The sequence below is a fragment of the Allomuricauda sp. TY007 genome, assembly GCF_010468565.1.
Taxonomy (GTDB): domain Bacteria; phylum Bacteroidota; class Bacteroidia; order Flavobacteriales; family Flavobacteriaceae; genus Flagellimonas.
In genome coordinates this window covers 117,312-135,185 of sequence record NZ_WUEG01000007.1, presented here as the reverse complement: position 1 = coordinate 135,185, position 17,874 = coordinate 117,312, and the positions used below count along the sequence as shown (strand labels likewise).

16 protein-coding genes and 2 tRNA genes are annotated in these 17,874 nt (G+C 41.7%); 7 read left to right on the top strand and 11 right to left on the bottom strand.

All coding sequences use genetic code 11. The features are described from left to right. Positions 1-5: 5 nt before the first annotated feature. The 6 genes from GO009_RS09630 to GO009_RS09605 form a co-directional block, all read right to left on the bottom strand. Positions 6-527, bottom strand: a complete 522-nt coding sequence (locus GO009_RS09630) for a GNAT family N-acetyltransferase (protein ID WP_163625998.1) — start codon at positions 525-527, stop codon at positions 6-8. After that, positions 528-1,016: a DUF192 domain-containing protein gene (locus GO009_RS09625; protein ID WP_163625997.1), complete on the bottom strand. Its 489-nt coding sequence runs from the start codon at positions 1,014-1,016 to the stop codon at positions 528-530. A gap of 1 nt (position 1,017) precedes the next feature. Then, on the bottom strand, positions 1,018-1,980 hold the full coding sequence (gene lgt / locus GO009_RS09620; protein ID WP_163625996.1) for a prolipoprotein diacylglyceryl transferase: 963 nt from the start codon (positions 1,978-1,980) through the stop codon (positions 1,018-1,020). 286 nt (positions 1,981-2,266) lie between these two features. After that, complete coding sequence (gene yidD / locus GO009_RS09615; RefSeq protein ID WP_163625995.1) at positions 2,267-2,488, bottom strand: membrane protein insertion efficiency factor YidD; 222 nt, start codon at positions 2,486-2,488, stop codon at positions 2,267-2,269. A 63-nt stretch (positions 2,489-2,551) separates the two neighbouring features. Then, positions 2,552-2,938, bottom strand: a complete 387-nt coding sequence (locus GO009_RS09610; protein WP_163625994.1) for a DUF779 domain-containing protein — start codon at positions 2,936-2,938, stop codon at positions 2,552-2,554. A 1-nt stretch (position 2,939) separates the two neighbouring features. After that, positions 2,940-4,463: an aldehyde dehydrogenase family protein gene (locus GO009_RS09605; protein WP_163625993.1), complete on the bottom strand. Its 1,524-nt coding sequence runs from the start codon at positions 4,461-4,463 to the stop codon at positions 2,940-2,942. A 213-nt stretch (positions 4,464-4,676) separates the two neighbouring features. Here GO009_RS09605 and GO009_RS09600 point away from each other — a divergent pair, with 213 nt between their 5' ends. Further along, positions 4,677-5,585, top strand: coding sequence for an AraC family transcriptional regulator (locus tag GO009_RS09600; protein WP_163625992.1), 909 nt, complete (start codon positions 4,677-4,679; stop codon positions 5,583-5,585). On the opposite strand, the gene cysS is transcribed toward GO009_RS09600, so the two are convergent. Together cysS and folE are read right to left on the bottom strand one after the other, a co-directional pair. Continuing rightward, the gene (gene cysS, locus GO009_RS09595) at positions 5,582-7,063 is read right to left on the bottom strand and encodes a cysteine--tRNA ligase (protein WP_163625991.1); all 1,482 of its coding nucleotides are present in this window, start codon (positions 7,061-7,063) and stop codon (positions 5,582-5,584) included. The two genes, GO009_RS09600 and cysS, sit on opposite strands and share 4 nt — an antisense overlap. 15 nt (positions 7,064-7,078) lie before the next feature. Then, complete coding sequence (folE, locus tag GO009_RS09590) at positions 7,079-7,759, bottom strand: GTP cyclohydrolase I FolE (RefSeq protein ID WP_163625990.1); 681 nt, start codon at positions 7,757-7,759, stop codon at positions 7,079-7,081. A gap of 133 nt (positions 7,760-7,892) precedes the next feature. Between folE and GO009_RS09585 the strand changes: the two genes are divergently transcribed. Beyond that, positions 7,893-9,698 (top strand): T9SS type B sorting domain-containing protein, encoded by a 1,806-nt coding sequence (locus GO009_RS09585; protein ID WP_163625989.1) that lies wholly within the window; start codon positions 7,893-7,895, stop codon positions 9,696-9,698. Positions 9,699-9,811: 113 nt separating this feature from the next. Further along, positions 9,812-11,251 carry a T9SS type B sorting domain-containing protein gene (locus GO009_RS09580; protein WP_163625988.1) on the top strand — a complete coding sequence of 480 codons (1,440 nt, stop codon included), beginning with the start codon at positions 9,812-9,814 and terminating at the stop codon, positions 11,249-11,251. A gap of 177 nt (positions 11,252-11,428) precedes the next feature. On the opposite strand, the gene GO009_RS09575 is transcribed toward GO009_RS09580, so the two are convergent. Further along, positions 11,429-12,931 (bottom strand): OmpP1/FadL family transporter, encoded by a 1,503-nt coding sequence (locus tag GO009_RS09575; RefSeq protein WP_163625987.1) that lies wholly within the window; start codon positions 12,929-12,931, stop codon positions 11,429-11,431. A gap of 36 nt (positions 12,932-12,967) precedes the next feature. Continuing rightward, positions 12,968-14,269, bottom strand: coding sequence for a hypothetical protein (locus tag GO009_RS09570; protein ID WP_163625986.1), 1,302 nt, complete (start codon positions 14,267-14,269; stop codon positions 12,968-12,970). 95 nt (positions 14,270-14,364) lie between these two features. On the opposite strand from GO009_RS09570, the gene proS reads away from it, so the two are divergent. From proS to rpsT, 4 genes are all read left to right on the top strand, one after another. Next, entirely contained in the window at positions 14,365-15,840 is a 1,476-nt protein-coding gene (gene proS, locus GO009_RS09565) for a proline--tRNA ligase (protein WP_163625985.1), read from the top strand. Positions 15,841-15,920: 80 nt separating this feature from the next. Then, positions 15,921-15,992 (top strand) — tRNA-Glu (locus tag GO009_RS09560). 71 nt (positions 15,993-16,063) lie between these two features. Continuing rightward, a tRNA-Glu gene (locus GO009_RS09555) sits at positions 16,064-16,135 on the top strand. Positions 16,136-16,170: 35 nt separating this feature from the next. After that, positions 16,171-16,422, top strand: a complete 252-nt coding sequence (gene rpsT / locus GO009_RS09550; RefSeq protein WP_127141287.1) for a 30S ribosomal protein S20 — start codon at positions 16,171-16,173, stop codon at positions 16,420-16,422. A gap of 64 nt (positions 16,423-16,486) precedes the next feature. Here the strand turns inward: rpsT and GO009_RS09545 are convergent, their stop codons facing one another. Next, on the bottom strand, positions 16,487-17,173 hold the full coding sequence (locus tag GO009_RS09545) for a hypothetical protein (protein ID WP_163625984.1): 687 nt from the start codon (positions 17,171-17,173) through the stop codon (positions 16,487-16,489). Between the last annotated feature and the right edge of the window lie 701 nt (positions 17,174-17,874).

The following is a 17,874-nucleotide window of genomic DNA, read 5'->3' as shown; positions in this document are numbered from 1 at the left end:
GATTATCATTTATTTACTCTAAAAATATGAACTGGATTATCCCTGTAGGTGGTGGTTTTGTCCAGGTGCATGCCATTTTTTATGGCCACTCTTTGTGATGGAATGTTATCCACATGGATTATGGAAATCAATGAATCTGCAAAGTTGTTTTCAAACGCAAACTTCTTACATTTTTGAGCTGCTTCGAATGCATATCCCTTTAGCCAAAACTTAGGAAGCACAGAATAACCGATTTCCAGTTCTTGTATATCGTCGACCGTTTGCACGAGCAGACCACAAATTCCAACCAATTCTCCCGATTCTTTTGAAATTAGGGCGTTCATCCCGCCCAACTTGTTTTCGTAACGTTCAAAAACCCTGTCGAACTGCGTTTTGCAAGCTTCAATAGGGTCAGTGGGAAGTCCTTCCCAAAACTGTGTGGATTTGGGGTTGTGGTAAAAAGGCAACCAATCATCAAAATCCGATTTTTTCAGCTTTCGAAAAATCAATCGCTCCGATGCTTGGTTTTCTAATAGATATTTGGGCATTTAATTACGTGAAAAGCTAATGCTGTCACCGACTTGCAACCCTAGTTGGTCCGAAAGTCCTGCATTTATCTCCAGTACATATTTTGCAGGTGCATTGGAGGGTAGGGTGTTTTCATCAAACGGTTTTGCATTTTTTTGAAAGCTAACAATTTTTTGGGCCTGACTAATATAGATGATATCCAAAGGAATTTCTGTGTTCTTCATATAGAAGTATTGCAAGGCCTCGGTAGGCTGTATGAACAGCATTCCTTGCTCCTTTTCCATGGATTTTCTGTACATGAGTCCTGTTTTGGTCTCATAATCTGTTTCTGCTATCTCTATATCAAAATTTGCCTTTACGGAGTCTGTTTCTGTAGCTATCACGGCGAGGTCCCCTTCCTTGGTAAAGGATATGGATTCTGTTTTAAGTGCCTGTTTAGATTCCGTTTTGCATGATGCCAGGGCAAGGACAAAAACCAAAAGGGCTATTTTTTCAAATTTGTACATCATATTAAAGTTCTACAGGAGGCGGTTTAAGCATAAAATAGATGCCAATAAATATCATTGGAATACTGAGCCATTGTCCTGTGGAGAGCATTCCCAAGGTATCTTCGAAACCACCTTGGCTTTTTTTGTAGAACTCCACAAAAAATCGAACTACAAACAATAGGACCATGAACAAACCAAAGAGAAAGCCCGGTTTATTCTTCCAATCTGTTTTCCAATATAAAAGGTATAGGGCCATAAATACAAATATGTAGCAAACCGCTTCGTACAATTGGGCAGGATGGCGATAGGGAATGGATTGTAAAATCTCCGAAAATTCAGGGTTATGTTGAATGGCTTTGTAAGCGGCATTCGGAGTTTGTTCCTTGGTGAGTGCCATAGCTTGATATGCCGGCATATCATCCGAATCCCTTATAAACCTTGTGGCCAAAAAATAAGATTTGTCCACTACTTTTCCGTTGATTTCGGAGTTGAAGAAATTACCGAACCTTACAAATGCTGCTCCGATGGCAGATGGAACCACCAATCTGTCCAATAACCAAAGCATTTTAATGTCCTTCCATTTACGGGTATACAACCAAATGCCAATAATGGCAGCGATAGTAGCCCCATGACTGGCCAATCCGGTAAAGCCGGTAAACTCATAACCATTGATGATGCCGAAGAGCGAACTGTCTGCACTTTCGCGTATGGGCAAAAGGATTTCGGCCAAATGGTCCTTGTAATATTCCCAGTCATAAAAAAAGACATGCCCCAAACGTGCACCGAGCATAATGGATACCACGGTGTAGATAAAAAGGGAATCCAGTTTTTCCATGGATTTCTTTTCGTTCAGGAAGATTTTCTTCATAATGAACCAGCCGAGAACAAAGGCTGCAATCCACAAAAGATTGTAATATTTTATTTGTAAAAAGCCCAGTTTAAAAAGGGTTCCTTCGGGGTTCCAGTCAAATCCTAGAAAGTACATTTAGATAAATTTTGGGACTAATATAACTACTTTGAATGGTTAGGCGGTTGGTTTGTAGGATTTTTGGTCACTATTAACTTTTCTAAACCTCCTTTTTGCTCCATACATACTTTATGGGATTTGTCGTACTTTGTTTGAAGGCTAAGTTTTTTTACTGCCAATTACCGTTTTTGGGTTTAGGTTGCTGGGTTATTTTGTTATTGAGTTATTGGAATTTGTTTTTTGGAATTCGGGACTTGATGCCCGATGCCCGAAGTCTGCACTTGAACTTGAAGCTTGAACTTCATCAAGGTACGGGGTCATAACCGCTTCCGCCCCAAGGGTTACAACTCGCTATCCGTTTGATGGAAAGCCAACCACCTTTGAACAGTCCATGCTTTTTTAAAGCTTCCAAGGTGTATTGAGAGCATGTGGGGGAATAGCGACATGTAGAAGGGAACATAGGGGAAATAAAAAGTTGGTAAAACCGTACCAACAGAACAAATGGCGCTATCAAAATTTTCTTCATGCTATCTATTGGTAAAAGATGGTTACAAGGTAGCAAAAAGCCCCGATAAAGTCGGGGCCTGATTTAAACTTCTTCGGCGGGTTGCACGGGTTCCAAATGTTCCCGCTCCTCATCCGTGTACAATCGTGACTTGATGACAAAACGGAGTCCCAGTGGAATTTCCAGACTGAAACTGGCACCACGTCCCGTAGTCACATCGACCGTGAGTTGTGTGTGTTTCCAGTATTCGAACTGGTCCTTGCTCATAAAAAAGTCGCTTCCGTGAATGGTGCCCAATTTTACATCGTTGTTGTCGAGCATTAACTCGCCCTTTGGGAAGCACATGGGGGAGGAGCCATCACAACAGCCTCCACTTTGGTGAAACATCAATTCACCATGGCGTTCCCTCAATTGATCAATGATTTTTATGGCATTGTCCGATACCAACACGCGTTTTATCAATTGCTCCATCCTAGAAAAAGCCCAATTTGTTCTTATCGTAAGAAATCAACATGTTCTTGGTCTGGGTGTAATGGCTGAGCATCATTTTATGATTTTCTCTTCCGATACCTGATTTTTTGTACCCTCCAAATGGTGCATGGGCGGGGTAGTTGTGGTAACAGTTTACCCAAACACGACCAGCCTGAATTTGTCTGGATATTTTATAGGCTTGGTGCATATCCCTTGTCCAGACTCCTGCGCCTAATCCGTATAGCGTGTCGTTCGCGATTTCCAAGGCTTCGGCTTCATCTTTAAATGTTGTTACACAGACAACCGGTCCAAAAATCTCTTCTTGGAAGACTCTCATTTTGTTGTTCCCCTTCAAGATAGTGGGTTGGATGTAATAACCACCTTCCAAACCTTCGTTGTAGGCGGCTTCTCCACCGGCAAGCACTTCGCAACCCTCTTCTTTACCAATTTGGATGTAGTTCAGGATTTTTTCAAACTGATCGTTGGATGCTTGGGCGCCCATCATGGTAGTTGGGTCCAGTGGATGCCCCAGTTTGATAGCTTTGGTACGCTCTACCACACGTTCAATGAATTTGTCGTAAATACTTTCCTGAACCAATATTCTGGATGGGCAGGTACATACTTCACCTTGGTTTAAGGCGAACATTACGGCACCTTCCAAACATTTGTCGAAGAATTCGTCATCGGCATCCATAATGCTTTCAAAGAAAACATTTGGGGACTTACCACCCAATTCCAAAGTAACGGGAATGATGTTTTTAGAGGCATATTGCATGATCAATTGCCCTGTGGTGGTTTCTCCCGTAAAGGCAATTTTTTTAATACGTGGACTGGAAGCCAATGGTTTTCCTGCTTCCAAGCCAAATCCGTTGATGATGTTGAGTACACCAGCAGGAAGGATGTCCTCTATCAGCTCCATCAGTATTAATATCCCTACTGGGGTTTGCTCTGCAGGTTTTAATACCACACAGTTCCCCGCAGCCAATGCTGGTGCCAATTTCCAAGCTGCCATCAAAATAGGGAAGTTCCATGGGATGATCTGTCCCACGACCCCTAGAGGCTCCATAACGTTCATGGAAACTGTATTGGAATCCAACTCGCTTACCGAACCTTCCTCGGCTCTGATCACTCCAGCGAAATACCTAAAATGATCTACGGCCAATGGCATATCTGCAGCACGGGTTTCGCGTAAGGCTTTACCATTGTCCCAGGTTTCGGCACGGGCCAGGGCTTCCAGGTTGTTTTCCATTACATCGGCGATCTTTAATAATAGATTGCTCCGGTAGGTAGCCGAGGAGTTGTTCCACTCCGGGGCGGCTGCCCAAGCGGCATCAATGGCCTTGTCCACATCTTCGGCAGTGGATCGGGCAATTTTGGTAAATGCATTTCCGTCTACTGGCGAAATATTGTCAAAATACTCTCCTTTGGTCGGCGGGGTCCATTTTCCACCGATGTAGTTTTCATACTGATCTTTGAACTTAGGTTTTTCCAAAACACTTTGTTCCGTAGTTTGAACATTGCTCATAATACTGTTTATTAAAGTTAAATTTTATGTATCTGCCTACTTTGTGCAAGTGACTGATTATAAAAGTATTGATTTTACATCCTGTACATCTGACGTATACTATTAATGACATGACCAATCCTCTTTGTTTTTATGGTTTTAACAAAAAATGGAGTCATATTTTTTATATTTAGTAAGTATTGAGGTTTTAATTTGATAAGTAGGTATTTAAATATGCAGTTGCCAGATAAATTTTTTAAGGAAAGAAAACTTGAAAATTTGGTCGAGAACCAAACTTCATATACATTGAACAATGCCTCCATGCATGTTTTTGAAACCCACTTACAAGCAGAAAAGGTGCTCCTTCAATTTAATAAACCTGTACTTGCATCTATGTTGATAGGGAAAAAAATAATGCACCTTCGGGATAAAAAATCTTTTGACTTTCTTCCAGGTGAATCCTTGATACTTCCTTCCAACGAAGTCATGTGTATTGATTTTCCTGAGGCGAACGAAGAGAATCCGACACGTTGTTTGGCCATGGCGATTTCAGATGAAAAAATCAATAAGGTTATCAACTTGATGAACGAATCCATGCCTAAGCACGATGGGTCTGAATGGGCTTTGATGGATTACAATTATCATTTTACCAACGATGCCAGCATTTATGGAATCATTCAGCGGTTATTGTACTTGTTTACGGAAAACCATCCGTCCAAGGACTTTTTTGTGGACAATATGCTGCAAGAATTGATTATTCGAATTTTACAGGGCAATACACGAGAAAAATATACCCAAAACGCTTCAAAATTAAGTTCCAGTAATAGGTTGGCCTATGTGATTGAATATATTTCCCAACACCTACACGAAACACTATCCGTTGGCGAGCTTAGCAAAAAGGCTTGCATGAGCGAATCCCATTTCCATAAAACTTTTAAAGAAGAATTGGGGATAACACCCATTGACTATATCAATAGCGAGCGAATAAAAATGGCCATTGACCTTTTAAAAAATCCCGATAGGAAAATAAAGGAGATTTATTTGGAATGCGGTTTTGAGAACCGTTCTTATTTTAACCGCTTGTTCAAGCGAAAAATCCATGTTTCACCAGGTGAATACCAATCAAAATTTGTGAAACACTAGTTTACGCTAAAGGTTGTACCGTCCTTGCCGTCTTTTAATTGGATGCCCAAAGCATTGAGTTCGTCCCTGATTTTATCGGATGTTGCAAAATCCTTTTTGGCGCGGGCATCATTTCTCATCTCGATCAATAGTTCCATAACTCCTTTTAAAGCATTGGAATCGTCTTTTGCCAAGGCTTGACCTTCTACGCCTAAAACGTCGTAAACAAAGGCTTTTAATGTATTGGCCAATAATTCTTTGTCGTCGGCTGTAATACTTTCTTTGTTCTCTTTTATGAGGTTGATGTGCTTCACGGCCTCGAACAACTGTGCAATCAAAATCGGTGTATTGAAGTCATCGTTCATGGCATCGTAGCATTTCTGCCTCCAAGCGGCCACATCAAAATCCGACGTATCACCTGTTTTTAATGTATCGATGCTATCTAGGGCATCCATTAAACGGTTGTATCCTTTTTCGGATGCTTGCAAGGCTTCATCACTCAGGTCCAAAATACTGGTGTAATGGGCTTGCATCATAAAAAAGCGAACCACGGCCGGGGTGTAGGGTTTGCTCAAAATATTGTTGTCCCCGCTAAAGATTTCCGAAGGATAAATGTTGTTGTCCGTGGACTTGGACATTTTTCTACCGTTAAGCGTCAACATATTGGCATGCATCCAATAGTTGACAGGGGATTTTCCCGTACTGGCCTCGGCTTGTGCTATTTCACACTCGTGGTGGGGGAATTTAAGATCCATTCCGCCACCGTGGATATCAAAGGTTTCGCCCAGATATTTGGTGCTCATGGCCGTACACTCCAAATGCCATCCAGGGAAACCATCTCCCCAAGGCGATGGCCAGCGCATAATATGTTGCGGCTCTGCCTTTTTCCAAAGGGCAAAATCCTGTGGGTTTCTTTTCTCATCCTGTGCGGTAAGTTCGCGAGTGTTGGTGATCATATCCTCCAACCTTCTACCGCTTAACTTGCCGTAATCGTGATCTTGGTTGAATTTGACCACATCAAAATAAACGGAACCGTTTACCTCATAAGCGAATCCTTTTTCAAGGATTTCCTTGATGATTTCTATCTGCTCAATAATGTGACCTGTAGCCGTAGGCTCAATGCTTGGCGGCAATAAATTGAACTGTTGTAGGGTGTTATGGAAATCCACGGTGTAGCGTTGAACCACTTCCATAGGTTCAATTTGCTCCAACTTGGCCTTTTTTGCAATTTTATCTTCACCTTCGTCTGCATCATTTTCCAAGTGCCCTGCATCGGTAATGTTACGGACGTAGCGCACTTTGTACCCCAAGTGCTTGAAGTAGCGAAAAATCATGTCGAAAGACATAAAAGTGCGGCAGTTGCCTAAATGCACATTGCTATAAACGGTGGGACCGCAAACGTACATGCCCACATGGCCTTCGTTTATAGGTTTGAATACATCTTTTTTTCCAGTAAGTGAATTATGGATTCGTAAGGATTGGTCTTTGTACAATTGCATTTAAACGGTTGGTGTTTAAAATTCGGTATCGAGATTGATGTAGTCCAAAAATTCCCTTCTTGTGGCCTCATCTTTAAACTTCCCACCATATTCAGCGGTTACGGTACTACTATCAATATCCCGTATGCCCCTGGAATTTACACAAAGGTGTTTGGCATCGATAACACAGGCAACATCATCCGTTCCCAACACATTTTGAAGCTCTTTTACAATCTGGATGTTCATCCGTTCCTGAACTTGCGGACGCTTTGCAAAGTAATCCACGATACGGTTCATTTTGGAAAGACCAACGACCGTTCCATTGGAAATATAGGCAATGTGCGCGCGCCCAACAATGGGCAATAAGTGGTGTTCGCAGGTAGAGTAAACCACAATGTTTTTTTCCACCAACATTTCGCCGTACTTGTACTTGTTGTCAAAAGTGGATGATTTTGGTTTTCTATCGGGATGTAATCCGCCAAAAATTTCTTGTACGTACATTTTGGCCACCCGTTTAGGTGTGCCTTTTAAACTGTCGTCATCCAAATCGAGACCCAGGGTAAGCATAATTTCCCTTACGCTTTTTTGTATTCTTTCGATTTTTTCTTCATCGCTCAATACAAAAGCATCTTCTCTTAAAGGTGTGTCCGATGAGGAACCTACGTGGTCGTTTCCTCTTTCTTCATATTGTTCTTCCAATGCCTGCTCTAGTTTCATAGCTATTGCTTAAGGAGAGCAAAGATATACATTAATGAGGGATTTAACATCTGCTTGCCGAGGTTTGACAACATAAATTATTGTTAAGACAAGTACCACGGTACTTTTATAATATCCAAACCTACAGTCTTTTATGATTAAACCTTTTGCCAAGACCTTACTACTGTTGCTGCTATTTTGGCAAACTGCGCAAGCGCAGGTGGCCCAAGATTGTATTAATGCCGTTCCTATATGCAGCAATACGCCTATAAATGGTGGAACAAATGGTTTTGGGATTGATGATTTTAATGGTGCGGCTTCCAGTGGATGCCTGGAGCAGACCACTACGGGTGTAATTGAATCCAATTCAGCTTGGTACCGTTTTCGAACCGCTGAATCTGGTCAGTTGGGCTTTAATATTGGTCATAATAGTAACGAAGATTGGGATTTTGCCCTGTATCGTGCGAGCGATTGTAGTGATTTAGGGGAGCCTATCCGTTGTAATTTTTTTGATAATAGCGAAAATACCAGTTTTATTGGAGTAGGGGAAGACCCTACGGGCGATGAGGATTCGGTGCATTACGAGGATTGGCTTCAAGTGGAAGCAGGAGAGGACTACTATCTCTTTATCAATAATTTTAGCAATATAAATTCGGGCTTTTCCATCCAGTTTACGGGAAATATTTGGGCAAACTACCCCAATAGTGCCTTGGATTGTTCCATTGTAAGCAATTTGTTGGGACCGCCCATTGCTGCTTGCGAGGGCGATAGTGTGGTTTTGGATGCCTCTACCTCTGGGGCCATGAATTACGAATGGTATATGGACTCGGGAAGTGGTTATCAATTAATCGCGGGAGCCAATGGTGCAACCCATACTGTTCAAAATTCTGGTCAGTACCGTGTTGTGGTAGATACATCCGCAGAAAGCATTGTGAGCGATGTGCAGGTTGGTTTTAACGATGTTCCGATTACAGGAACAGTTTTGGACGAAACTTTTTGTTACGAAGCGGATATGACCTTTGATTTGAACAGTAAAAATTATGAGGCATTGGGTGGTATGAATCAAGATGATTTTGTGGTCAGCTACCATAACTCACAGACCGATGCCGAAGCAGGGATAAATCCTTTGGAAAAACACTATATATTGACAGGTGTTTCTGATACGATTTACGTTCGAACCACCTCCTTGGCAAACCCTGATTGTTATGATGCATCCCAAAGCTTTGCTTTGAATGCTATAGAGGCACCTGTGTTGAGCTTTGATGAGAAAGTGGTCATTTGCGAGGCCGTTGGAAGTTTGGAAATCGGGGAAACGCAACCGAATGCCAATTATAGTTATCAATGGGGCACGGGTGAGCAAACACCATCCATTATGGTTTTGGAAGCTGGGGAATATAAGGTAACGGTCACCAATCAATCCAATGGAATTGTTTGTGAAGCGAGTAGGACGGTGTCCGTAGAAATTTCAACCATGCCACAGATTTCAAGTATTGATATTGACGATATGAGCGCTAACAATACAGTAACCATCAATACGGAAAACAATGGTGCGTATGAGTTCAGTATAGATGGGGGCGAATACCAGAGCAGCAATGTGTTTGAAGGTGTTCCACCGGGCGTGCATGCCGTGAGAATGCGCGACCCTTATGGTTGCGGGGAGGTCGAAGAAGATATTGTAGTGGTTGGATATTTGGCGATTTTCTCTCCCAATGGCGATGTGTTGAACGAAACTTGGCAGATAGAGGGGCTTTCTACCTTAAACTCGCCGATTGTTACGATTTATGATCGTTATGGTAAGCTCATCAAGCAGATGAACGAGTTTGATACGGGCTGGGATGGAAGTTTTCAAGGCAAGCCATTGCCATCCACCGATTATTGGTTCAAACTATCCTATGTGGATGATGATGGCAACCGAACTTATGCCAAGTATTTACAAAGCCATTTTTCCCTTCGCCGATAACAAGCTGGCCGTTTATTGATCAGCATCAAATTTTATTGCATAAATACATACTAAAAGGATAATTAATAGAGTTATATGAGGTGTAAGTAGCGTAACCACTAGCCCCAAATTCTATGAGAGCTCTATTTAGTGCTATCTGCCTTTTCTTTCTATTTCAGGTAGTTAGTGCCCAAAACTCACCAGATTGTAGAACTGCCATACCTGTTTGCGCCGATGCGCCCATTTTGGGAACTACTGATGGCGGCGGTGATATTGATGATTTTGATCCAGAGGTGATCACCCAAACAGGTTGTTTGGAAAAAGGAAGTGTGAGCTCGGCCAATATTGAGAACAATACGGAATGGTATGTATTTAGAGCAGGTGTCGATGGACAAATTGGTTTTGATATTGAAGCATTGCCCGTAAACCCCGGCAGCCCAATTACCGCAGAGTGGGATTTTGCACTGTACGGCCCTTTTGATGAAACTTCCAATGAAAATTTTTGTACCATAATCGGCGATGGAAGTGCGCAGCCCATCCGATGCAACTATGAATACAACGATACGGGTTTTACAGGAATTGGGGTAAACCCTGTAGATGGACGAGAAGGAGCGCCCTTTGTAAAGGGGAGTCAGAACACTTATGATGAATGGTTGAATGTTAGGGAAGGAGAAATCTATTACCTCTATATTAATAACTACAACACCAATTTTGATGATGAACCGGAATCTTTTGAGCTGACTTTTACCGGAACTTCGGTAGATGAGGATCAAAACAATGCCTTGGATTGTACACTTCGGGATGAGTTTTTAGGGTTTGATATTGTTGCTTGTGAAGGCGATCCGGATATCATTTTGTCAGCTTTGAATTCTCCATTTGGTCCAAATATTAGTAGAGTAGATTGGATTGTTGATCGAGAAGATAACGGTAATTTAGAGGTCTTGCTAACAAGTCCTGGTCAAACGGAGTATGTTGTTACTAGTCCAAATTCAGGGCGCTATTATGTTATTGTTGAGAATAATTTGGGACAAACATATAACGATGATGTTTTGATTACTTTTTACGGCACTCCAGAGCTGGATGAAGTTAGGGTAATCGACGATTTTGTGAATAGTGACCAGACCGACCCATACAATGTGGAGATTGTTCCCGTGGGGGATGGCAACTATGAATATGCCATTAATGGGGGTGAATTTCAGGATGATCCTGTTTTTAGGGATGTGCCCCCTGGAATAAACACTGTGGTCATTAACGATAAAAATGGTTGTGGAATGTCGGAACCTGAAGAGTTTTTGGTGGTGGGGTATCCAAAATTCTTTACGCCCAATAATGATGGGTTTCACGACAATTGGACGGTTTACGGCGTAGAGGAATTAATAAATCCAACGGTTTATATTTTTGACCGCTTCGGAAAACTTTTAAAACAAATTAATGTGAATGTGGGTTGGGATGGAACCTATAATGGCAGGGATATGCCTTCCTCCGACTACTGGTTCCGTTTGGAGTACGAGCGTGATGACGAGGGCATTTTAGTGGCCAAATCTGTTCGGCGGCACTTTTCGTTGGTTCGATAAAAAAAGAGGTCTAAAAAGTCAATTTTCGTCAACCTGAACTTGTTTTAGGTTCTCATAATGATTTGTTTATCAATATGATGAGATTCTGAAATACCTTGCCTGCCGGCAGGCAGGAATTCAGAATGACGCGTTTCACTATTTTTTAGACCTCTAATCATTGTTTATTTTTCTTCTTTTCTAGAATTTTAAAGTATACCCTAGAGAGATATTGGTGTTTATTCTGTTTATTAGGGCAGCACTATCAATCCCTCCATCAAAGAAATAGGAATTCACATCTTGCTCGGTTCTGCTGTAGGCCAAATCCAAGCGACTTGCCCCAAAATTGTAACCAATACCTGCGGAAAATCCATTGAGGTCGCCCACAAAATCGCTGTCGGCATAAGGGCTTTCTTCAAATCGGTAACCTGCCCTAAGACTAACTTGGTTTATCCTATATTCACCTCCTAAACGGTAGGAGTTGACCGCACCCAAAGTACCTGCAATAAAATCGTTCTCTGCGGCAAAACTAGGGTCGGAAGTGGGTCTAAGCTCTGCTTTGGACATATCTTGATAGGAGTAATCCAAACTGATAAGTCCATCTTGCCCAAAAACCAATGCCACACTACCTGTGTATTTTTCAGGTGTTTTTATCCTGTATTCATCATAAAGGTTTACAATACCAAAGTTGATAAAGTCAATATCCGATACCGCCAAATTGGAATTGATTCTTTGTGATGTGTCATCTGTCAAAGTATACCATGTTGGCGATTGGTAACTACCGCCCACACGAATGGATTGATTCAATTTGGCAATGGCTCCCAAGCTGAAGGAGAAACCATAACCTTCCGTGTGCAATAAATTGTCGAAAGAGGTGTATTGGATGGGCGATTCCGCATCATAGCCTTCCTCGTCCAAATAGGTAATTCTATCATACAGTACATTGTGGAAATTTACGGATGCACCTAAATACAAATCTTCTTTATATTGGCTGGCAAAATTCAAAGTGAACTTGCTATTGTATCCCGATGTATTCTGTAAATATCGTTGATTGACATTGCTATATTGCGTATTGGAAAAATAAGAGGTGTTTTCATCAACGTCATCAACAGGTTCAATGATTCCTGCTTGGAAACCAAGAAAAGCCTGCTGTGCGGAATACCCTAGATTGGCCCCGATATCCAAATACGCATCTTCAATAAATTCACCCTCTTGTGTGCGCAGTGGCCCTAGGGGTTCACCTTGTGCAAAGGTGAGGAAATAATTGTCGATACCCACGGATGTTGTTCCAGATGCAATAAACTCGTTGTCAAAATTTTGCACCATATCGTAATTGAAGGCCAATGCAATTTTTTTCCAAGGGCTATCGGTAGATGAATTGAATACGAACACCCCGCCCACTTGGTTAAAATCCAAAGAATTGGCAGTAGTGTTGCTTAGGGTGTTGCCATAAAGGGCATCGTTGTTTCTATGATAGTTGGAACCCGTTATGGACAATTCACTAAAATTGAATACGGCAGAACCTGCTGGGTTTACATTTAGTGCGGATAAATCACCGCCCAAGGCTCCAAATGCACCGCCCATAGCCTGAAACCTTGCGGTTCCTTGAATGTTTTCCGTGCTGTAGCGCAATACATCATCAATGGTTTGTGCACTTGCGAAAGTGCATGCCAATACCATTATGAAAGTTGAGATTCTTTTCATTTCTTATGATTTAGATTAATCAAAATAGTTTGTGGATTATGGTCTGCCACCTCTACCGCCTCTACCTCCGGAAGAACGTGATGCACCTCCTGAAGATCTACTTACGCCTGAACTTCTAGAGCTACTTCCTGAGCTTCGGTAGGTGCCACTGGATCTGCTGCTTCTTGAAGAGCCACTGCTACGGTAACTTCTTGAGCTTGACCTACTGGAAGAACGACTGTAATTTCTACTTGGTGTAGCACTTCTGGATTGATAGCTCCTAGTGGTTCGTCCAGAATTATAGCTTCTGGACGAGGGAGAACTACTTCTATTGTAGCTTCGGCTACTTCTTGAAGGAGTTGTGCCATAGGAACGACGTGTGGTTGTTGAACTTCTATTGTAACTTGGAGAAGTCCTTGTACTTCTACTTGTTCTATAGTTTCTATTTCTGGCAACGGCGTCTGCGCTTACCGATCTTCTTACGTTGGACCTGTTACTGTAGCCATTGGAACTTCTTCTATTGGCCAAACCATTGTTTCTGGAAACTGTTCCATTGGAACGTCCACTGTTGTTTCTGAACCTAGAGGAATATCCGCTTGATCTAGATGTTAGTGTAGTTCCTGGAATACGGGAAGCATAGCCTCTCCGTCCTGACATGTAGGCGTAGTTTCTGCCATAGTATCCTCTGTTATAGTATGGGCGGTTCCAATAACCACCGTAATAGCCGCCCCTGCCATAGTATCCACCCCATCCGAAGCCAGCACCAGCCCAGCCCCATCCGTTGTAGGGGTATCCCCAGCCGTAATATCCGGCCCAGCCCCAACGGTTATATCTCCATGGGTTGTTCCATCCCCAGCCAAGGCCTCCCCAGCCCCAGCCGGCATTCCATCCCCATCCGTTCCATAGCCATGGGTCGTTCCAACCATAATAGCCGCCCCATCCCCAACTGTTGTCGTATACGTTGATGGAAATACTTGTGGGATTATCGCCCCAACCGGGGTTTCCGTTATAGTTGTTGTTATAAGCAATGTAATCGGTTTGTTCTCCGTAAGGAATGGTATCGTTTTGGGCCTGACTCGAATAACTATCGACATCGGTAAAAACTTCGCTATCCAAAATTTCACCGTATTCGTTTGCTTTGTCGCCAAAATAATCGCCGTAAATGTTGTTCTCCTGTTCTTCAATTTTTACTGCTTCGGCATTTTTCTTTTCAACCCCGACAACACGGTTGTTGGTAGAGTAGATGCCATCATCGTAATAAGAAGCTTGCTGATAAGAACCACAAGATGCCATAAAGATGGCACTGACCATCAAAATGGACGGGATTCGTAATTTTTTATGGAGTAAAGTCTTTAACATGGCGCAATTTTTATTGTTGAACATACTAAAAATAATTAGTTTTACCCAATCATTTTTATTAATAAAGTCGCAAGTTTTGTGCCAAACTACAATAGATGGGTAAAAAGTTAACGAGTAGAGCGGAAGATTATTCCAAATGGTATAATGAACTGGTCGTAAAGTCAGATTTGGCTGAAAACTCGGGAGTTAGAGGATGTATGGTGATAAAACCCTACGGATATGCTATATGGGAAAAAATGCAGGGGCAGTTGGACAAGATGTTCAAGGAGACAGGCCATGAGAATGCCTATTTTCCGTTGTTCATACCAAAATCGTATTTGAGTAAGGAAGCCAGTCACGTAGAAGGTTTTGCCAAGGAATGTGCGGTTGTTACCCATTACCGATTGAAGAATGCCGAGGATGGAAGTGGCATTGTGGTGGACGAAGATGCAAAATTGGAAGAAGAGCTGATTGTTCGCCCCACATCCGAAACCATTATTTGGGATACTTACAGAAGGTGGATTCAATCTTACCGAGACCTTCCCTTAAAGATCAACCAATGGGCCAATGTGGTGCGTTGGGAGATGCGAACACGTCTTTTTTTGAGGACCGCTGAGTTTTTATGGCAAGAAGGGCATACGGCCCACGCTACTCGTGAGGAAGCTTTGGAGGAAGCTGAGCTTATGATGAACGTATATGCGGACTTCGCTGAAAAATATATGGCCGTTCCCGTGATCAAAGGAACCAAAACAGAGAGTGAGCGTTTTGCGGGTGCAGAAGAAACCTACTGTATTGAAGCATTGATGCAGGACGGAAAGGCTCTACAAGCCGGTACCTCTCACTTTTTGGGTCAGAATTTTGCAAAAGCTTTTGATGTAAAGTTCGCCAATAAAGAAGGCGGACAAGAGTATGTTTGGGCCACGTCATGGGGTGTGTCCACCAGATTGATGGGGGCATTGGTGATGACCCATAGCGATGATAACGGATTGGTGCTTCCTCCTCAATTGGCGCCGATTCAAGTTGTAATTGTACCAATATATAAAGGATTAGACCAGTTGGATGCCATTTCGGAGAAGGTGGAGCCCTTGGTAAAAGCGCTTCGTGATAAAGGCATTACCGTTAAATATGATACCCGAGATACCCATAAACCTGGCTTCAAGTTCAATGAATACGAATTAAAAGGAGTTCCCGTACGATTGGCCATTGGACAGCGCGATCTGGCAAATGGAACTTTTGAAGTGGCGCGCAGGGATACCCTATCCAAGGAAATTGTAAAAGCCGATGAGGTAGTGAACAAAGTGGTTTCTCTGATGGATGAAATTCAGGAAAATATCTTTAACAAAGCGTTGTATTATAGAAAGGGGCATATTACTGAAGTGGATTCCTATGACGACTTTAAAAAAATAATCGAGGAAAAAGGAGGTTTTGTATCTGCCCACTGGGACGGTTCGGCCGAAACCGAGGATAGGATAAAAGAAGAGACCAAAGCCACTATTCGCTGTATTCCACTTGATGTCAAGGAGGAAGAGGGTAAGTGTATGGTAACGGGAAAACCGTCCAATAAAAGGGTGTTGTTTGCAAAAGCATATTAAAGAGCTTGCAAAAAATAAAAAATACTGTTGCAAGACTTAAAAATAGTTGTATTTTTGCATCCGCAATTATGCAACCATATGGCCCGTTCGTCTAGGGGTTAGGACGCCAGGTTTTCATCCTGGTAACAGGGGTTCGATTCCCCTACGGGCTACAAAACAAGGTTTAAGCAGAAAATGCTTATTTTAAGATTGTAGTACGTTTAAACTTTGAAATTGAAATAATGGCCCGTTCGTCTAGGGGTTAGGACGCCAGGTTTTCATCCTGGTAACAGGGGTTCGATTCCCCTACGGGCTACAACAAAAGGATTTAGAAAGCATTAATTTTAAGCAATGGCAAACCATAAGTCAGCACTAAAGAGAATCAGAAGAAACGAAGCAGTACGTTTGCGTAACAGGTACCAGCACAAAACAGTGCGTAACGCCATCAAAAAATTACGTAACGAGGAAGACAAAAAAGCTGCTGAAGCTTTGTTGCCCACTGTTGTTGGTATGATTGATAAATTAGCCAAGAAAAACATCATTCATAGCAATAAGGCGGCAAACCTTAAAAGTAAATTGATGACACAGGTTGCGGCAATGTAAACCTGTACAGCAAAGATGTATCGACGCCTCCAATTTGGGGGCGTTTTTTTTTGCATCAGTTTTTTTACCTGAAAGCTTTTCGCTTGTGAATTAGCATGCCCACAAGAAAGGAGCCGTACATAATTAGGATCAATATTCTTAGTATGGTTCTAAAGTGGTAATCCACCCAAATTTTTGGAGCTTCATACCCAGTCCAAAACAGGAAGGGAAAAATCGAATGAAAGATTACCAATCCTATGCTCAGCCAATACATGAGGTTGTGCTTGTTAGGGTAAGGCGTAGGTTCTCCTCTTTTTTCTTTAAAGTAGAGCCAGATGTTAAAAAGTAAAATAAAGGAAGCGATCATATCGGCGTAGTAGAGGTTGCTGTAAAATGGATTTTGGAAAAATAGGCTTATGGCATAAGCCACAGTACTTCCCAACGCTCCCATTTTTATCCATTTTTTGTGTTCTTGCTTTTTAACCATCCGCCAGTAGATATAATAGAAAAACAAAAACGAAATAACGGAATAGATGTTAAATATAATAACGTTGTACCAGTTATACTGTTCAATATCCACTATTTGGAATTCGTCAAAATGTTTGATGAAGTATCCCAATAGTTCGGTGAGAAAGGTGTACATTAAGTAAATGGGATAGTACTTTAACGGAGTGTCAAAATAAGATTGGTAACAGGCCATGGACATGACCCAGACGATAAGATAGAACGGAAGAATGTACTGTTCGGTAATAAAGTTGTAAAATCCTTCCATTATGTTATGGGTAACTGCTTGATAATTGGCAGTCCTTGTTGTTGGTTGTGGTAAAAATAAGAAAAAAGCCCCCATATTTGGAGGCTCATATACTTAACGGGTGCTTACTTGTTTTGCTATCGAAAAGCCTTTCGTTTGTGAATGATTATACCTATTATAAAAGTCCCATACATAAAAACAATCAACATCATTAAAAAATCGTGTAAATGATATTCTACATAAATGTATTGTGCTTTATAGCCCATTAGGAAAATAAAGGGGAAGAAAATGTGGAATATCGCCAACCCCAAGCTTGTCCAGAACATAAGGTTATACTTTTGCGGATATGGATTTGTTTCTCTCTTTTTTTCTTTGAAATAAAGGCTTATGTCGACAAGTAAAACTATTGAAGCGACTAAATCGGCATAGTATAAATTAGTGTGAAAAGGGTTTTGGAAAATTAAGCTGATGATATAAGCCAGCACCCCCACAAGTGCACCATACTTAACCCAAGACTTATGCTTTTGTACTTTTAAAACCCGCCAATATATATAATAAAAGAATAAAAAAGTGACTACGGAGTATATGTTGAAAATTATAACGTTATGCCAATCATACCTTTCGTCTGAAAAAAATTGAAACTCTTCATTAAACTGAATAAAGTACCCTAATAGTTCAGTCAGAAATGTATACATTATAAATACAGGATAGAACTTTAAAGG